We start from the raw sequence: 18,741 nt of genomic DNA on the forward strand, positions 1-18,741 counted from the left end.
TTCTCTTTACATTCAACATGCCAACACTTGAACCACAGACATCATGTTCTCAACTCCACCTTGCTCTCTTACGCCACGAATAGGTGCCACATCGAGATAGTCACGTCCTACTGCAAGGTAGATATGATGTTTGGGTGTAAACAACTGATTGCTTACATCAAAACAATACCACTGATTTTCTAAAAATACCTCCGCCCAAGCGTGACTGGCCAGGTGCGGATAGTTTTGATCAAATAGATAACCAGAGACATAACGTGCAGGTAATTGTAGCGCACGACACATCGCAATTAAAATGTGAGCATGATCTTGGCATACACCTTGTCCAGCTTGAAATGCTTCGATCGCAGTTGTCTGAACCGAAGTACTTTCAGGCTGATAAAGTATTTTCTGTAAGATATTTTCGCTTAATAATGCAATATGTTGTCGGTCTTTATTCACCACAATATTTTTTGCAAAGTCCAACATTTCCGTATCACATCGGGTTGCACCTGTCATCTGCAAAAACAAATTAGTAGGTGTAGAGAGATCTACACAACCTAGTTCTATATTTTGAAGCTCAACAATTCCTTGGGCCATAAATGTAAGATGTTGGTATGGATAACGCTGACTAGCCGTCATCCATACATTGTTAAATATATCTCTCTTTATTGTTTTATCACCCGGCACGCTAATTGCCCAATTCATAACATGTTGGTGAGGCGATGTTTGAGGCATCATTTTAATATACTGAATGCTGTTCCGAGCAGTTTCAGTATAGCTATAATGCGTTTGATGATTAACCATCAATTTCATAATCAGCCCTCAAACATATTTTCCAACTGCTGTGTAAAAGTATAGTAAGCGTCCCACATAAGTTGCTGCTTTAGCGCTTGCCAATTTTCATTTATATTTTCCCAATTCAAATTAGCGAGCTGTTGCACCACTATATCTAGCTCTGATATGAGAACAGATAAATCTTCTCCAAAACGCAGTTCTATATCAAATTGCTCTATTTTTTGGCCTAAATGCAGAAATAAACGAACGTCTTCATGTTCCACTTCTAGTATTTGCGTGCATTGTTCGACTGCTTTACTCAATGCATCAGGTTGAGCTTGAAGCGTATTAATCACATTATTTAATTCTGCATAAGCATGTGATGACAAAATACCTCTTAGTTCCTGAATATTATCTTTAGCAATAATGAGCTGGTTCAGTAATGAAAATGTTTGCTTCTTGTCTAACATATAGTGATTTAGTAATTCAGCATTTTCTATGACCAAACCAAATGCTGCTGCAAATCTTGTTGCTTTCTCATCTTCTGTAAAGGGTAAATGAGAGGCTGCAAATTTAACTCGCATCAAATATCGACCCAACCAATATATTTGATGCGCACTCGAATTGAGTAAAACCATAAAGTTCCTCTTTAACCCACAATCAGGAATGTAATGTTTCAACAACCCATGTATCTTTTATACCGCCACCTTGAGACGAATTTACAACTAAAGAACCCGCCTGCATGGCCACACGTGTTAAGCCACCAGGCACAATCTCTGTACGATAAGGTGAGCTCAATACAAATGGACGCAAATCAATATGACGTTCCGCTACTCCTCCCGTAGTTAAAGTTGGAGCGACAGATAAAGCTAAGGTAGGCTGCGCAATATACATATGAGGCATCGCAATCAATTTTTTTCTAAACTCATCAATTTCGCATGAGCTTGCTTTAGGTCCAATCAACATGCCATATCCGCCCGAACCTTGTGCTTCCTTAACGACTAATTGATCAAGATTAGAGAGTACATAGTCTAAGTGTTCTTCTTTACGGCACTGATAAGTGGGTACATTTTTTAGAATTGGTGTTTCATCCAAATAATATTGAATCATTTGATCTACATAAGGATAGATAGATTTATCATCAGCCACGCCTGTTCCAGGTGCATTTGCAATCACAACATTTTTTTGTAAATAAGCAGACATAAGACCTGCTACACCTAAAGCACTGTCTGGTCGAAATGCTAAAGGATCTAGAAAGTCATCATCTAAACGGCGGTAAATTACGTCTACTTTTTGACGCCCACGAATAGTTTTGACAAATACTTGATCATTTTCTACAAATAAATCCCGATTTGTAACTAATGGCACATCCATTTCACGCGCTAGAAAAGCGTGCTCATAATAAGCACTGTTAAAACGCCCTGGTGTTAGCACCACAATAAAGGGTTGATCTGCAGAAGAATTTTCTTGCAATATTTCTTTTAAAAGTTTTGGATAATGCTCAATCCCCTGTAAATTATTGGCTGTACATAGCTCAGGCATTAATTTCTGGCTAATATTTCGGCTCTCAATCATATAAGACACCCCAGAAGGTGTTCTCAAATTATCTTCTAATACAAAAAACTCCCCTTCACCATCACGGATAATATCGATCCCACTAATTTGTGAATAAATTTTTCCTTTTAAAGAATGTTTAAGCATATGGGGCTGGAAAGCATCATTTCCCATAATTTGTTCTTCGGGAATGATTTGTTCTTTTAAAATATGTTGTCCATGATAAATATCATCTAGGAAATAATTTAATGCTTTAACACGCTGTGCACAGCCTGAGGCAATTTTTTCCCATTGTTTTTTCTCGATTACTCTTGGAATTAAATCAAAAGGAATAGTGCGCTCCGTTCCTTCTTTATCGCCATAAACATTAAAAGTAATCCCATGATAAAGAAAATGCTGTTTTGCTTGGGTATTTAACTCCTTTAACTCATCTAAAGTACGGATGCTCAACCATTGTTCAATTTTTTTAGAAGCTGCACCATTTGATGTTACATCATCAAGCATCTCATTAAAGAACTGTGATTTGAGTTGCTCAAAGAAATTGGTTTGCACAGAAATATGTTCTAAAAAAGAGGTTGGGTTAATGAGTGCTGTTGTTGTCTGCTCTTGTATAAAAAAATCATTATCTAGATGTAATTCATGCTCTTGTTCTGACATAACCACCTCGTCTTATCATTTATCTATATTTCATTTTTAAATAAGCAATTTCAGTGCCACTTATATATCTGTAATACTTGTACGGCATCATTGTTATAACTTTCTTCTAAATCTTATCATCGTTTGCCCAATGGGCTATAAACTGAATCTGACAAACTTGCTAAATCTGTAAAGATTTTTTATTGTGTTGACACCAAAGCAATTGGATATAGATGTATTACGCTTATGTCTGTAATAGAAAAAGAAACTTCGAATAGTTTATATCGCCAATGGCAGATCTTGTCTCGCCTACCGACCGGCAAATGGATCGGGACTCGAGAATTGCAAGAAATGCTTGAGCGTGAAGGTATTGATATTAGTTTAAGGACTATTCAGCGTGACTTAAATCAAATTGCTCAGCGTTTTCCGATAGAGAGCAATAAAGCCGTACCTCAAGGCTGGCGGTGGCAATCCGATGCGCCTATTCAAAGCTTACCTCACATGACAAGTTCTCAAGCGGTAACCTTTATGATGGTTGAGGAGCACCTTAAGCACCTCCTTCCTCCGAGCCTGCTTGATGAGATGGGACCATGGTTCGATTTGGCCAAACGTAGTCTCTCTACTCAAAATAATGTGAGACAGTGGATTAACCGTGTACGTATTGTTCCGGCAAGCCAACCGTTAATTCCACCTGTAGTTGACCGAAATGCTCAACAAGCAATTTATGAAGGTTTGCTCCAAGACAAGCAAATAGAATGTGTTTATCGGGCACGGGTCAATCAGGGTGAAGACAGAACTTATGTTTTAAATCCTTTGGCTTTGGTACAAAAAGGTGCAGTCATTTATTTAATTTGCACACGACATGACAAAACTGAAGTTCAAACATTTGCTCTGCACCGTTTTAAATCAGCAAAAGTATTAGACAGTCGAGCACTGCATCCAGTTAATTTTGATATTGATCATTATATTGACTCAGGGGCTTTAGGCTTTAGAGTGGACTATAACCAACCAACTGAATCAATTCAGCTCACCTTAACCATGACAGAGCAAACTGCTAAAACCTTTTATGAAAGTCAGTTAAGTAAAGACCAAACGATTACTCCGCTTGAAGAAAATATTGTAGAAGTTTCAGCGACTGTACCTTTTACATCTCAACTAGTATGGTGGCTACGTAGTTTTGGTAAGAAATTACTGCATATTGAGCCAGTACAAGTACATAATGCTGTGCGAGAAATTGAAACTGAGAATAAATAGATATAAAAAAGAGAACCGTAAGGTTCTCTTTAGATTTTGAATTATAATTTTCTTAATTTTATATTGTTCTTATTTTTTTACTTGTTTCAGATCAATGTATTCTCCCCCACCAAAACTGATCTGCTCTTTCTTTTGCGCTATTTTGAACATGAGCATTGGCATGCCATTTCATATCCATTGTAGCGAATTGATTTCATTGTCATGGTTAAAGCCCTCTTGTTTGAACGTGAATTCAATATAACTGGCGGCTTAAAATATGTGAAATAAGAAAAAAAGGAAGCGAAATCTCTTTTCTTCCTTAGGAAGTTTCCATATATTTTTTGAATAGAAAATAAAAAAGCCCAATAAATGGGCTTTTTGTACATTTAAATGATTAAGCTGTTTTCTTAATCATATTGTTTTTACGAATTGTGATCATTACGAGTTGAACTGCTGCTGGCGTAACACCAGGAATACGGCTTGCTTGAGCTAAAGTTTCTGGAAGAACTGTTTTTAACTTCTGCGTGATTTCACGTGACAACCCAGACACGACATCATAGTCAAAGTCGGCAGGAATTTTAGTTTCTTCAAGACGCTTTAATTGAGCAACATCTTCATGCTGACGGTTAATGTAACCTTCATATTTCACAGCAATTTCAATTTGCTCACCCACTTGTTCTGAAACTTCAGAGCCAGTAAGTTCAGCAATTTGACCGAAGGTGATATTAGGGCGCTTAAGCAAATCAATCGCACTACATTCCTTACTCAAATCAGCACCCGTCATTTCAACGAATTTTTTACCCATAGGGTTATTTGGTGCTGCCCATAAATGTTGTAAACGAGAGGTTTCACGCTCAACCGCTTCCATTTTCTCGCAATAAGCAGCCCAACGAACATCATCAACCAAACCAAGTTCACGACCAATAGAAGTTAAGCGCTGATCCGCATTATCTTCACGCAACATCAAACGATATTCGGCACGTGAGGTAAACATACGGTATGGTTCTTTAGTACCTAACGTAATGAGGTCATCAACTAATACACCCATGTAAGCTTGGTCACGTTTAGGCGTCCACTCTTCTTGCTCCCACGCACGACACGCAGCATTTAAACCTGCAAGTAAACCTTGGGCACCAGCTTCTTCGTAACCTGTTGTACCATTAATTTGACCAGCAAAGTACAAGCCATTAATCGCTTTAGTTTCAAGTGTAAATTTCAAAGCTTGCGGGTTGAAATAGTCATATTCAATTGCATAGCCCGGACGTAAGATATGAGCATTTTCCATACCACGAATTGAACGTACAAGCTCGAACTGAACATCAAATGGTAAAGAAGTCGAAATACCGTTTGGATAAAGCTCATGTGTATCTAGACCTTCTGGTTCCAAGAATACTTGATGTGAGTCTTTATCAGCGAAACGGTGAATCTTATCTTCGATTGATGGACAGTAACGCGGACCTACACCTTCAATAACACCAGTGTACATTGGTGAACGGTCTAAACCACCACGAATAATATCGTGGGTTTTTTCATTCGTATGCGTGATATAACAGTTTACTTGTTCAGGGTGCATAGAAGCATCACCCATGAATGACATCACTGGAGATGGGAAATCACCCGGCTGCGGAATCATGACTGAAAAATCAACTGAACGTGCATCAATACGTGGTGGAGTACCAGTCTTTAAACGTCCCACTGGTAATTTTAACTCACGTAAACGTTGAGCAAGTGCAATAGAAGGAGGATCTCCCGCACGACCACCGCTTGATTTTTCTAAACCAACGTGGATTACACCACCCAAGAATGTACCTGTAGTCAACACAACAGTTTTTGCATCAAAGCGAATACCCATTTGGGTAACAACACCTTTAACGGTATCGCCTTCAACAATCAGATCATCAGCTGCTTGCTGGAAAATGTCAAGATTTGCTTGATTTTCCAAAGTATCACGGATAGCAGCTTTATAGCGCACGCGGTCAGCTTGAGCACGTGTTGCACGCACAGCTGCACCTTTACGCGAATTTAAAATACGGAACTGAATACCACCTTTATCGGCAGCCAGAGCCATTGCACCACCAAGTGCATCAATTTCACGGACTAGGTGAGACTTACCAATACCACCAATTGCTGGGTTACAACTCATTTGGCCCAAAGTCTCAATGTTATGGGTCAAAAGCAAAGTCTGTCGTCCCATACGCGCAGCAGCAAGGGCCGCTTCCGTACCTGCGTGACCGCCACCGATAACGATAACATCATAAACTTTAGGATAGTGCATGAGTACAAAAACACCAGAAAAAAAAGACGGAACATTATAGCAAAATTATCTGCTTATTGATGTACATAATTACAAAATTGTCTTCACATAATTTACGCTATGCCACATGATTTGACATTTTGTTTCATGAATTCAATACAAAGTGAATGTTTTTAAAATTAATTCATCTTAGAATAAAAAATGTACAGCACTTCTATGACTTTAAAATTAACGCAACGAGAAGGAATACAAAATGAAAACGACCATGTTAAAAATCTTAACTGCATCTCTAATTTGTTTTTCAGGCGTAACTTTTACCCATGCTGCTGACACGAGCAAAGCCGAAATGCAAAAACAAATTCGAGTCTGTGCAAAAAAACAGCAAGGTGAATGGGTTTCTTACAATCACAATGGTGTGACCTTTAACGGTACTTGCCAACCAAATGAAAATGGCAAGTTACAATTTAAGGCCCCTGCTCCTTAATCTGTTTTGACATAGGTATAGAAGAAGTCATTTATTTTCCGCTATATCTCATCAGTATTTTCAAAGACGGTCCATTAAAGATGGGCCGCTTTCTTTTTTAAAATGGTCTAGTCCGCTACAATACGCCTTTAAATAAAATTTTTAGGTCCTTTTCGTGAAGTGGTTACAAATACACATTACCGTTGATCAAGAACAAGTTGAGTTCACAGAAACACTTTTAATGTCTCTAGGTGCGGTAAGCGTAACGCTGGATGATGCTGAAGATCAGGCTTTACTTGAACCATTACCGGGTGAAACACCTTTATGGAACAAAGTTATTGTGACAGGCATCTATCAACAAGACGAACAAGACCCAATTGATGTCGACACTTTAGAAGCTTTCTTAAAAGCTCAACTTCCAGATGTTCCTATGCGTCATGAAGAACTTGAAGATCAAGTGTGGGAACGCGCATGGATGGATTACTATGAGCCAATTCAGATTGGGGAAAAGTTCTGGATTGTGCCTGAATGGCTAGAGCCCCCAGAAGCGGATGCAACTAATATTAAGTTAGATCCAGGTCTTGCATTTGGTACAGGTAATCACGCAAGTACTTTCCTATGCTTACAATGGCTGGGTAAAACTGACGTTAAAGATAAAATCGTGATTGATTATGGCTGTGGTTCAGGCATTTTAGGCGTAGCAGCTTTATTACTAGGCGCTAAAAAAGTATATGCCACAGATATTGACCCGCAAGCTGTTTTAGCAACGAAACAAAATGCAGAGCTTAATGGTGTATTAGATCGACTATATGTAGGTCTTCCTGAAGAGTTTGATCAAGAATTCACACCTAAACAAGCCGATGTTTTAGTTGCAAACATTTTAGCAGGACCTTTAATGATGCTTGCGCCTGAATTTGCAAATTTAATCAAATCTGAGGGCGAGTTCGCACTTGCTGGTGTGATTGAAGAGCAAGTTGCTGATGTTTCACGTGTTTATTCTGAATTTTTTGATATATTAGATGTCGAAAAGCGCGAAGAAAACTGGTGTCGCATTTCAGGAAAACGTAAAACAATAAATTGAGATTTTTAACTCATGAATGAAAAACAAACCCGCTGCCCTAAGTGTTTAACAGTTTATAAAGTATCTCTTACTCAATTGACTGTCGCCCAGGGTATGGTTTGTTGCCCTAAATGTAATTCAAGCTTTAATGCCTTAACCCATCTAATCAATATTGAACAGCCAGTTATGGTCAACTCAACGACTCTAGCCAATGGTTCAATGCAGACAAGATATATGACGCATTCTCACGTATTAGATATCTTTGACCAAAAAGTAGAAAACTCTAATATTGATCTTTTAACTTACCTCAACAACTTAAATTACTTTCACAATGAACCTATTAATGCTCTACCAAATCTTAATTTAGCTGAGCAGGCATCCCCACAAGAACAAGACAACAATAAAAAGCATAGTTGGCTTTACTATACGCTCTGGAGCTCTGCCAACCTTATTTTAATTTTAGTTTTTACTTTTCAAATTCTCTGGTTTAACCCTAAGCTCATGCATGCAAGCCCAACCGTTAGCCATGCTTTTAATTACGTTTGCCAAATACTGCACTGCAACAAATCAGCAGAACTTTATCAACTTATCTATATAGAAAAATTAAAAGTCCGCAAGATCGATGCGAACCATACCCAGTTCTCAGGCATATTGCTCAACCAGAATGATAAAAGTATTGAGCTTCCTAACCTAAACTTGATTTTTGCAACAGAGCCAGACAAAACAGAGGAAATCATATTAACTCCTCAAGAATACCTAGTCGAAAATTTAAGGGGTATTCAACGTATTCCATCAAACACTCCATTCCGATTCCAATTTGAGCTAAACAAAAGCAAAAAAAGGCTAGTAAATTATCGATTAGAAATTGTCCACCCCTAAAATGTAAAAAAAGTGAAAAAAAAAATAAAAAAAAATGCAGTTAATTTGCTCACTTTTTCCTAGACAATGGTATGATACGCGCCACGAAAGCTTTGACTCATATACTCCTCGCTCTCAATCCAAAAAAAATACTGTTAAGCATGTGTGCTTTTCTACTTTAAGCGCATAGCCTAACTTTTTTTGTTTTTGAGGGGGCTGTAACAAATATTTAATTATTGTTACGCTTATTTTTTATTCAATACGAAGAAATATGGCAAGCTAATTGTTCTTATGTTTTAGAGTCACTGTTTTAGGATCTAAAACAGGACTCCGTATTTTTAGACCACATTTATATACTACTTTACCCAAGCTAGTATTTGATTTTCGGATTAACTCGCATGAATAGCAAATCTCCTATTTTTACTGCACAATCTGATGTTGCTCTTCGCATCCACGTGGATCGCGCAGTTCGCCATTATTTTGCACAATTGCAAGGTGAGCAACCATCTCAGGTATATGACATGGTGCTAGCAGAAATGGAGAAACCTCTTTTATCTGTAGTTCTTGAATATACACGTGGTAATCAAACGCGTGCTGCAGAAATTCTTGGACTCAACCGTGGCACTTTACGTAAAAAGTTAAAAGCTCACGGTTTAATGAGTGAATAAATGATAAAATGCTCACGACGTCGTGGGCATTTTTTTATGCTTATTGGTTTTAATCCGTAGACTTGAAATTGTTGAATTAAACATCATGACTATTAAACGTGCTTTGATTTCTGTATCTGATAAGACAGGAATTGTCGAATTTGCTCAAAACCTTGCAGCTCTAGGGGTAGAACTATTATCTACAGGCGGCACATATAAGTTGCTTAAAGATAATAATATCGCGGTTGTAGAAGTATCTGAACATACTGGCTTCCCTGAAATGATGGATGGTCGTGTTAAGACCTTACATCCAAAAATTCATGGCGGTATTCTTGCTCGTCGTGGTTTAGATGAAGCAGTTATGGAAGAACACAACATCGATCCGATTGATATTGTTGTTGTAAACCTTTATCCATTTGCTGCAACCGTTGCAAAACCTGATTGTACTCTTCCTGATGCAATCGAAAATATCGACATCGGTGGTCCTACAATGGTTCGTGCAGCTGCTAAAAACCATGCTTCAGTAGGTATTGTAGTTAATGCTTCTGATTACGACACTGTAATTAATGAATTAAAAACTGCTGGTTCACTTTCTTATGAAACACGTTTTGATTTAGCAGTTAAAGCATTTGAACATACAGCTCAATACGATGGCATGATCGCTTCTTACTTAGGCGCTCGCGTTGGTAAGACTGAAGGTGAAGCTGACTTATTCCCTCGTACATTCAATACTCAATTGAACAAAGCACAAGATTTACGTTACGGTGAAAACCCACATCAATCGGCTGCTTTCTATGTCGAAGCTAATGCAAAAGAAGCATCAGTTTCTACTGCAAAACAGTTACAAGGCAAAGAATTGTCTTATAACAACATTGCAGATACAGATGCTGCACTTGAATGTGTTAAATCATTCGCAAAACCTGCTTGTGTCATCGTGAAACATGCTAACCCTTGTGGTGTTGCGGTTTCTTTAGACGGCATTAAAGCTGCTTATGATTTAGCTTATGCAACTGATCCAGAATCTGCTTTTGGCGGTATTATTGCATTCAACCGTGAATTAGACGTTGCAACTGCTCAAGCAATTGTAGAGCGTCAATTCGTTGAAGTTATTATTGCTCCAAGTATTGCTGATGGCGTGCTTGAAGTAACTGGCGCTAAGAAAAATGTACGTGTTTTAGTATGTGGCGAGTTACCTGCAATTGATGCACGTGCACCGCAACTTGACTATAAACGCGTAAATGGTGGCTTACTTGTTCAAGATCAAGACTTGGGCATGATCACTAAAGATGATCTTAAAGTAGTTACTAAGCGTGCGCCAACTGAGCAAGAAATTGATGATCTTATCTTTGCTTGGAAAGTTGCAAAATATGTAAAATCAAACGCAATTGTTTATGCTAAAAACCGCCAAACTATTGGTGTGGGTGCAGGTCAAATGAGTCGCGTTAACTCAGCGCGTATTGCTGCCATTAAAGCTGAACATGCTGGTTTGGTTGTTGAAGGTGCTGTAATGGCTTCTGATGCATTCTTCCCGTTCCGTGACGGCATTGATAATGCTGCTAAAGCTGGCATTAAATGCATCATTCAACCAGGTGGTTCTATGCGTGATGAAGAAGTAATCGCTGCAGCAGACGAAGCTGGTATTGCAATGGTGTTCACTGGTATGCGCCATTTCCGCCACTAATTTAAATTTAGTCCTCCCTAACCCTCCTTTCATTCAGGAGGGTTTTCCACAATAATGGAGCTAACTCCACCTTGAGGAATAGAGGGGGATGAAAAGGATTAAAGTTAAGGAACAAATTAAAAATGAATATTTTAGTTTTAGGTAGTGGTGGTCGTGAACATGCTTTGGCATGGAAAATCGCGCAAGATACCAAAGTTACTCAAGTTTTCGTTGCACCGGGAAATGCGGGAACTGCAACTGAAGACAAATGCGTTAATGTTCAGCTTGATATTTTAGACAACCCTGCAATTATCGCTTTTGCTAAAGAAAATAATGTTGAACTTATTATTGTTGGTCCAGAAGCACCTTTAGTGAATGGTGTGGTAGATGCTGCTCGCGAAGCAGGTCTAAAAATTTGGGGACCAACTCAATATGCTGCGCAGCTTGAAGGCTCAAAGGCATTTGCTAAACATTTTTTAAAGCGTCATAACATTCCAACTGCTTTTTACGAAGTATTTACGGAAGTTGATGCAGCTAAAGCTTATGTTGAAAAAAATGGTGCACCAATTGTAATTAAGGCAGACGGTCTTGCTGCTGGTAAAGGTGTAATCGTTGCAATGACCAACGAAGAAGCTTTTGCAGCAATTGATGACATGCTTGCAGGCAACAAATTCGGTGATGCTGGTTCACGTGTTGTAATTGAACAGTTCCTTGCAGGTGAAGAAGCTTCTTTCATTTGTATGATTGATGGTAAAAACATTTTACCAATGGCAACGTCACAAGATCACAAGCGTATTTTTGAAGGTGACCAAGGTCCTAATACTGGCGGTATGGGTGCTTACTCTCCTGCTCCGGTGGTAACTTCTGACATTTTCGAACGTGTTATGACTGAAATCATGCGTCCGACTGTTGAAGGTATGGCTGCTGACGGACATGTCTACACTGGTTTCTTATATGCTGGCTTAATGATTGATGAACAAGGCCAACCGCGTGTGATCGAGTTCAACTGTCGTTTCGGTGATCCTGAAACTCAGCCAATCATGATGCGCTTAAAGTCATCTCTTGTTGAATTGGTAGAAGCTGGCATTGCTGGCAATTTGCCAAAAGAAGCTGAATGGGATGAGCGTAAGTCAATCGGTATCGTACTTGCAGCCGAAGGCTATCCTGATAGCGTACGCAAAGGTGATGTAATTTCAGGTATTGGACAATCACCTGAAGATACTAAAATTTTCCACGCAGGCACTGCAACTCGTGAAGATGGTCACATCGTGACTTCTGGTGGTCGAGTTCTTTGTGTAACTGCGCTAGGCGACAGCGTGCTTGAAGCACAAATTAATGCACTTGAAGTATGCGGACAAGTAACCTTTACAGGTATGCAATATCGTAGTGACATTGGCTATCGCGCAATTGCACGAGAAAAAGCTGAGTAAAAAACTCTCAACTGATAAAAAGCCCTCTATTAAAGAGGGCTTTTTATATTTCATTCTTATTTATCAGAAAATTTTATATAAATCCCAGTTTTTATTCACTTCCAATCAATAAGATCGAAACATGTCCACTATATTGAATATGTTTTTATTGATATGATTAGATAAAGCGTTGGAACTTTCCACAAAGTTATTGTGCCTTTAAATATTGAGGCTCATCATCTAATTCTGTTAGGGATAATATTTATTTTTAACATTAAATACTTTTAGAAATCGCTTAAAGACTGTCAACTCATGATAGAACTGTTGTGAAAATAGTTTTATTTAGTACAGATCAAAAACGGTAAAACAAGTATCTGAGGAATTAGAAAAGACCTAAAAGCTATAACTTTTAGCATTCAAAACTTTGTGACGTGACAACAAAACTCATTTTCTTTTCTAGAGAGCCAACTAAATAGTTGATATCTCTCTTAATCAGGACTTTTTTTACATGAAAAAGCTGATCAGTCTTTTTTTAAGCGTGTCTGTGCTATTACTTGCAGCTTGCGGTAAACAACAAAGTGAACCACAAGCTGGAAAGAGTGGTGATTCATCACAACTTCAAACTGTGGTTATTGCCTCAACTGGTTCTGACGCTGATATCTGGCGTTATATTTCGACTTTACCAGAAACTAAAGCTGCTGGTGTTAAGCTTGAGGTGAAAAATTTCACTGATTATGTTGCAATGAATACAGCTGTAGCAAATAAAGAAGTTGACTTAAATGCATTCCAATCTTATGCATATTTGGTGGCTTTCAATGCATCAAATAAAGATAAAATTGCTCCAGTTGCTACAACTTATCTTGAGCCAATGGGGATCTACTCAAGTAAACATAAAAAAGTAGAAGAATTCCAACAAGGTGCAAGCATTGCAATTCCTAATGATGCAGCGAATGAAGCTCGTGCATTATTGTTATTACAAAGTGCTGGCTTAATTAAACTTAAAGCTGACTTCGACCCTGCTAAAGGCACACCAAGCGATATTATAGATAACAGTAAAAAAATTGATATCAAACCAATCCAAATGGCGACAGCTGTACGCGTAAAAGATGAAGTTGATGCAATTGTTTTAGGTAATACGTTAGCTTTAGAAGGTGGTCTGAACGTACTTAAAGATTCTATCTACTATGAGCCTGTTGACCAAAGCACTAAACTGAATGTAAACATCCTTGCAACAGCTGAATCTCGCAAAGATGACCCAATTCTTCAGAAAGTTGGTCAGCTATACCACACTGAAGCTGTTAAAAAATACGTTGAACAACACTTTGGTGGTACAAAAGTTGACGTGAATCAGCCAATCAGCTACCTCACGGAAGCTAAATAGTAATATAATAGCTGCAACGCGAAACAGGCAAAGACTCTTTGCCTGTTTTTTCTTTTTAGCATAGTTTTTGACGACATGATTCAATTTAAAAACATTTCAAAGCACTATCAGCTTAAAGGCCAAACCATACGAGCTCTGGACCAAATTAATTTGGAAATTCCTGAAGGGAGTATTTTTGGTATTATTGGCTATAGTGGTGCAGGTAAAAGTACTTTAATCCGCCTGATTAACTTACTTGAACGACCAAATGAAGGTCAGGTTATCATTAATCAAAAGGACTTCACTGCTTTGGATGCGCGTTCATTACGTCAGGAACGTGCAAATATTGGTATGATTTTTCAGCACTTCAATTTGCTACAAACCAAAACGGTTGCTGAAAATATCGAAATGCCAATGTGTCTGCTGAATTACAATAAAGCAGAACGTGAAAAGCGCTTAAATGAGTTATTGGAGTTCATTGATCTTAAGCATAAAAAAGATGCTTATCCTGATGAACTTTCTGGCGGCCAAAAGCAACGTGTCGGTATTGCTCGTGCTTTGGCAAATCATCCAAAAATTCTTTTGTGTGATGAAGCAACCTCTGCCCTAGACCCACAAACAACCAAGTCTGTTTTAGAGTTACTCAAGAAAATCAATCAAGAGCAAAAAATCACAATCGTTATGGTGACCCATGAAATGGATGTCATTGAAACTGTTTGTGATCATGTAGCTGTGATGGAAGCTGGTAAAGTCATTGAACAAGGTTCAACGATTGATATTTTTAGTAATCCTCAACATCCGACGACTAAAAACTTTATTCAAACTGTGTTACATCAACAGTTGCCTGTGAATATTTTAAATCAACTCGAAAATCAGCATCACCATAGCATCTACTGTTTACAGTTTTTGGGCCGTTCTGCTCAAGAACCTGTAATTCAGTCACTGATTAAACAATTTGATATTAGTTTAAATATCTTATTCGCTAACATGACTGAAATTAACGGTACTGTCATTGGTCAAATGTTTGTACAGCTTCTAGGTGAGCCACAGTTGATTAAACAGGCTATCGAGTTTTTAGAGAAAAATGAAGTGAGTGTAGTTCAATCAGGAGATCAAGTATGAGAGATTTAATCGTACAGTGGTTAACTGAACTTACTCAACCTTTCTGGCACAGTTCTCTTTCAATTGACCAGTTTGTAACAGCTCTACAAGAAACATTTCACATGGTGTTTTTTGCGCTTTTATTTGGTGGTATTTGGGGTTTCATTCAAGGGGTTATCTTGCTTGTAACTCGACCAGAAGGTATTTTGCCAAATAGATTCGTCTATCATTTACTCAACCCAATTGTAAATGCGTTACGCTCTCTCCCATTCATTATTTTACTTATTGCAGTGATTCCTCTTACCAAGTTATTGGTAGGAACTTCAATTGGTACATGGGCTGCGATTGTCCCTTTAACAATTTACGTTGGTCCATATATGGGACGTTTGATTGAAACTTCCCTACTCGAAGTAAATGAAGGAATTATTGAATCTGCTCAGGCGATGGGTGCTACACCTTGGCAAATTATTTACCGCTTTATTTTGCCAGAAGCACGCAGTTCACTCATTTTAAACCTCACAACAGCGACAATCAGTTTGATTGGTGCAACAGCAATGGCTGGTGCAGTGGGCGCAGGTGGTATTGGTGACTTAGCAATCTCTTATGGTTACCAACGTTTTGATACAAGCGTTGTAATTTTAACAGTAATTGTTCTATTGCTCTTAGTACAGATTGTACAGACGCTAGGTAACTGGCTCTCTAAGATCCGTTAAATTACTCATATAAAAAGCTCCCTAAATGGGGGCTTTTTTGTTTTATATACATCGTTTTCATAAAAAGGTTGAGTGAGTGGCTTAATACCATTTTCTGTTATTATCGAAAACAGTGATTACTTATTCTTTGGATTTGGTTTTAGGATAAAACAATGCGTTATAGAATTCATTTTATTGATGTACAGAATGCCCTCCAAAACTATATCTGGATTTTAGAAGATACTGAAACCCAAGAGGCTGTTGCAGTTGATCCAACAGAAGCTGATCTTGTGACTCAATTTTGTCAAAATTATCAACTCACTTTAAAACAAATCTGGCTCACTCATTGGCATAAAGACCATATCGGTGGTGTAGCGGATTTAACGGCTGGCCAAAATATTACTGTCTATGGTCCACGTGATGAGCTCTCAAAAATTCCGGGAATTACTCACCCCTTACAACATGACGATCATTTAAAATTTAATGATTTAAAAGTAGAGATTATCGCGACCCCAGGTCACACCTTAGGGCACATTGTGTATTTTATTGAAGAGTTAGAAGCTGTATTCTGCGGTGACACTTTGTTTGCAATGGGATGTGGACGATTATTTGAAGGTACGGCTGAACAAATGTATCACTCACTTAGTCGTTTAGCAGCGCTACCAACACAAACCAAAGTTTATTGTACGCATGAATACACGCTTTCAAATGCCGAATTTGCCTTAACGGTAGAGCCGCATAACCACGCCTTATCTGAACGAGCTGAAGAAGTTCGTGAGCTACGTAAACAAGGATCAATCACCCTTCCGAGTACGATTGAACTCGAATTAGCCACCAATCCTTTTCTTCGTGCAGAAAGTGCTGAAGACTTTGCTCATTTACGTGCACTTAAAGATAACTTTTAAAGTTAAAGCCTCTCCTTTTAAGAGATACAGTTTCATTTTAAAAACTGTATCTTTTTGCATAGTGCACGTTGATCGTAATTATTTTTTACATTTAGTATCTTCATATTTATTCATATTTTTAAAAATTCCCTCGAATTTATATTTTCTTAAAAACACGCCAACAAACAATCCATTAAATAAAAAGTTATTATTTTTTAGTTACATAACACCACCATATTTTTATAAAAATGAAAACTGTTCTTTCTCTATCTTACTTTTTTTACAAGTTGCAAAATAAAACAAAGTTTTCCCCCTTTAAAAAATCTAATTAAAACCCTATTAATAAATAAGATGTAATGCCACGGATAGAAGGAGTTCTCACGTGAAAAAGGTTGTTAAAGCTAAAAATTTGATTGCGTTTCGTATTTGGTTAGAAAAGTTAGGGTATTCAGTTAAAAATCTTGCTGATGGAAAAGGTTTTACTTTTAGTTTTAAAAAAGAATATGGTTTAGTGACCTGTGATTTAGCAGGTAATTCATTAGCGATGCAATTAGGTGAAGAGTTTGAGGATCACTTAAAAGCATAATTTTTTACGACTCGATTTACAGTATTGTCTTTTTGAAAGATAAGTAATATTGCAAAACTTTAGAATGGTTTAATTAAAATATATTGTTAAATATTAAACAAAAAATCTGTAGCGGGGCTACTCTCCCAAATTGCCCTCAGCTACAGATTTTTTATAAGATTATTCTGCTTTAGGATTCTTTAAAGCTTTATCTAAAAGATCTTTATCTAAAGCTTTATCCCATCGTGCTACAACAATTGTTGCGCAAGCATTACCAACTAAATTTGTTAATGCACGGCACTCTGACATAAAACGGTCAATACCAAGAATTAAAGCCATACCTGCTACAGGAACCGCCGGTACAACCGATAGAGTTGCAGCCAGAGTAATAAAGCCTGCACCAGTCACCCCTGCTGCACCTTTAGAACTTACCATTGCCACAAGAAGCAATGCAATTTGTTCACTAATTGATAAGTCAACATTACACGCTTGTGCGATGAATAGAGCCGCCATAGTCATGTAGATATTTGTACCATCGAGGTTAAATGAATAACCTGTCGGAATCACCAAACCTACCACCGATTTTTCACAACCTGCTTTTTGCATTTTATCCATTAAAGATGGTAAAGCTGCTTCAGAAGAACTTGTTCCTAAAACCAACCAAAGTTCATCTTTGATATAACGGATTAAATGAATAATTGAGAAGCCATTGTAACGGGCTACTGCTCCTAGGATCACTATGACAAACAATACCGCTGTAATATAGAATGTCATAATTAATAGTAATAAATTACCAATTGATTCGATTCCATACGCACCAATGGTAAAAGCCATTGCACCAAAAGCACCGATTGGAGCCAGCTTCATTAACATACCAACAAGGTAAAAAACTGGAGCTGTTAAGTTATTTAAGAAGTCGGTAATTGGACGTGCACGGTCACCCAATGCAGCCAAAGAAATACCAAATAACACCGCCACAAACAGAACCTGCAAAATCTCGCCACCTGCCAGAGGGCTAACTAGAGTTTGCGGGATAATATTCATGAAGAAGTCAGTAATATTTGTTGCATGCGCCTTTTCAACGTAAGTATTTACTTTATCGTTGACTAAGGTAGCGGGGTCAATATTAAGACCTTTACCTGGTTGGATAATATTTGCCACAATCATACCAACTACTAGCGCCAAGCTTGAGAAGGTAAGGAAATAAAGCATAGCTTTACCAGTTACACGGCCAACTCGGCTCATGTTTGTCATACTGGCAATGCCTGTAACAACGGTTAAAAAGATGACGGGAGCAATAATCATTTTAACGATCTTGATGAATGCATCACCAAGCGGTTTTAAACTTTCGCCAAGTTCTGGGTAAAAATGACCAATTAAAATGCCCAAAATAATTGCAAAGATGACCTGTACATACAAAATTTGGTGAAACTTCTGTTTTTTCTGTACCGTTTCTTGGTCAAGGGTATTGAAATCCATTATCTAAATACCTTTTCGATGGGGATAAAAAAATAAAATATAAAGCGTGCACCACAAGCTGCTTTATCAAGGAAAAGCCATTGTAAAGAATAAAAAACGGCCTGTGTTATAAATTTAAAAAATGTCAAATTCA

The 18,741-nt window shown here is 37.9% G+C and carries 17 protein-coding genes; 12 read left to right on the forward strand and 5 right to left on the reverse strand.

Features of this window, described 5'->3' with window-relative positions:
- Positions 1-12: 12 nt before the first annotated feature.
- The 3 genes from ACTJJG_RS02055 to ACTJJG_RS02065 are packed head-to-tail and all read right to left on the reverse strand — an operon-like array spanning position 13 to position 2,964.
- The gene (locus tag ACTJJG_RS02055; RefSeq protein WP_002119692.1) at positions 13-792 is read right to left on the reverse strand and encodes a transglutaminase family protein; all 780 of its coding nucleotides are present in this window, start codon (positions 790-792) and stop codon (positions 13-15) included.
- 2 nt (positions 793-794) lie between these two features.
- Positions 795-1,391 carry an alpha-E domain-containing protein gene (locus ACTJJG_RS02060; protein WP_002119585.1) on the reverse strand — a complete coding sequence of 199 codons (597 nt, stop codon included), beginning with the start codon at positions 1,389-1,391 and terminating at the stop codon, positions 795-797.
- 22 nt (positions 1,392-1,413) lie between these two features.
- The gene (locus ACTJJG_RS02065) at positions 1,414-2,964 is read right to left on the reverse strand and encodes a circularly permuted type 2 ATP-grasp protein (RefSeq protein WP_005803585.1); all 1,551 of its coding nucleotides are present in this window, start codon (positions 2,962-2,964) and stop codon (positions 1,414-1,416) included.
- Positions 2,965-3,189: 225 nt separating this feature from the next.
- Between ACTJJG_RS02065 and ACTJJG_RS02070 the strand changes: the two genes are divergently transcribed.
- On the forward strand, positions 3,190-4,197 hold the full coding sequence (locus ACTJJG_RS02070) for a helix-turn-helix transcriptional regulator (protein ID WP_002119763.1): 1,008 nt from the start codon (positions 3,190-3,192) through the stop codon (positions 4,195-4,197).
- A 373-nt stretch (positions 4,198-4,570) separates the two neighbouring features.
- Here the strand turns inward: ACTJJG_RS02070 and mnmG are convergent, their stop codons facing one another.
- On the reverse strand, positions 4,571-6,451 hold the full coding sequence (gene mnmG / locus ACTJJG_RS02075) for a tRNA uridine-5-carboxymethylaminomethyl(34) synthesis enzyme MnmG (RefSeq protein WP_032063196.1): 1,881 nt from the start codon (positions 6,449-6,451) through the stop codon (positions 4,571-4,573).
- 232 nt (positions 6,452-6,683) lie between these two features.
- Between mnmG and ACTJJG_RS02080 the strand changes: the two genes are divergently transcribed.
- The 11 genes from ACTJJG_RS02080 to ACTJJG_RS02130 all read left to right on the forward strand — a co-directional run bounded on the left by ACTJJG_RS02080 (position 6,684) and on the right by ACTJJG_RS02130 (position 17,150).
- Positions 6,684-6,914: a hypothetical protein gene (locus ACTJJG_RS02080; RefSeq protein ID WP_002119672.1), complete on the forward strand. Its 231-nt coding sequence runs from the start codon at positions 6,684-6,686 to the stop codon at positions 6,912-6,914.
- Positions 6,915-7,068: 154 nt separating this feature from the next.
- Complete coding sequence (gene prmA / locus ACTJJG_RS02085) at positions 7,069-7,974, forward strand: 50S ribosomal protein L11 methyltransferase (protein ID WP_032063197.1); 906 nt, start codon at positions 7,069-7,071, stop codon at positions 7,972-7,974.
- A gap of 12 nt (positions 7,975-7,986) precedes the next feature.
- On the forward strand, positions 7,987-8,832 hold the full coding sequence (locus ACTJJG_RS02090; RefSeq protein WP_032063199.1) for a zinc-ribbon and DUF3426 domain-containing protein: 846 nt from the start codon (positions 7,987-7,989) through the stop codon (positions 8,830-8,832).
- 377 nt (positions 8,833-9,209) lie between these two features.
- On the forward strand, positions 9,210-9,479 hold the full coding sequence (gene fis / locus ACTJJG_RS02095; RefSeq protein ID WP_001086304.1) for a DNA-binding transcriptional regulator Fis: 270 nt from the start codon (positions 9,210-9,212) through the stop codon (positions 9,477-9,479).
- Between the two features lie 85 nt (positions 9,480-9,564).
- Positions 9,565-11,139 (forward strand): bifunctional phosphoribosylaminoimidazolecarboxamide formyltransferase/IMP cyclohydrolase, encoded by a 1,575-nt coding sequence (purH, locus tag ACTJJG_RS02100; RefSeq protein ID WP_032063200.1) that lies wholly within the window; start codon positions 9,565-9,567, stop codon positions 11,137-11,139.
- Positions 11,140-11,261: 122 nt separating this feature from the next.
- The gene (gene purD, locus ACTJJG_RS02105; protein ID WP_002119643.1) at positions 11,262-12,548 is read left to right on the forward strand and encodes a phosphoribosylamine--glycine ligase; all 1,287 of its coding nucleotides are present in this window, start codon (positions 11,262-11,264) and stop codon (positions 12,546-12,548) included.
- A gap of 487 nt (positions 12,549-13,035) precedes the next feature.
- Complete coding sequence (locus ACTJJG_RS02110; RefSeq protein ID WP_002119639.1) at positions 13,036-13,908, forward strand: MetQ/NlpA family ABC transporter substrate-binding protein; 873 nt, start codon at positions 13,036-13,038, stop codon at positions 13,906-13,908.
- Positions 13,909-13,983: 75 nt separating this feature from the next.
- On the forward strand, positions 13,984-15,009 hold the full coding sequence (locus ACTJJG_RS02115) for a methionine ABC transporter ATP-binding protein (protein WP_032063203.1): 1,026 nt from the start codon (positions 13,984-13,986) through the stop codon (positions 15,007-15,009).
- On the forward strand, positions 15,006-15,701 hold the full coding sequence (locus ACTJJG_RS02120) for a methionine ABC transporter permease (RefSeq protein ID WP_002119707.1): 696 nt from the start codon (positions 15,006-15,008) through the stop codon (positions 15,699-15,701). The genes ACTJJG_RS02115 and ACTJJG_RS02120 overlap by 4 nt, the downstream gene beginning before the upstream one ends.
- 152 nt (positions 15,702-15,853) lie before the next feature.
- Positions 15,854-16,585, forward strand: coding sequence for a hydroxyacylglutathione hydrolase (gene gloB / locus ACTJJG_RS02125; protein ID WP_005068466.1), 732 nt, complete (start codon positions 15,854-15,856; stop codon positions 16,583-16,585).
- A gap of 361 nt (positions 16,586-16,946) precedes the next feature.
- Positions 16,947-17,150, forward strand: coding sequence for a hypothetical protein (locus ACTJJG_RS02130; RefSeq protein WP_002119766.1), 204 nt, complete (start codon positions 16,947-16,949; stop codon positions 17,148-17,150).
- Between the two features lie 159 nt (positions 17,151-17,309).
- Here ACTJJG_RS02130 and ACTJJG_RS02135 read toward each other — a convergent pair whose 3' ends face one another.
- On the reverse strand, positions 17,310-18,608 hold the full coding sequence (locus ACTJJG_RS02135; protein ID WP_002119617.1) for a dicarboxylate/amino acid:cation symporter: 1,299 nt from the start codon (positions 18,606-18,608) through the stop codon (positions 17,310-17,312).
- Positions 18,609-18,741: the final 133 nt, after the last annotated feature.

This window comes from Acinetobacter sp. 22512 (assembly GCF_052044755.1).
In the GTDB taxonomy this organism is placed as follows: domain Bacteria; phylum Pseudomonadota; class Gammaproteobacteria; order Pseudomonadales; family Moraxellaceae; genus Acinetobacter; species Acinetobacter pittii.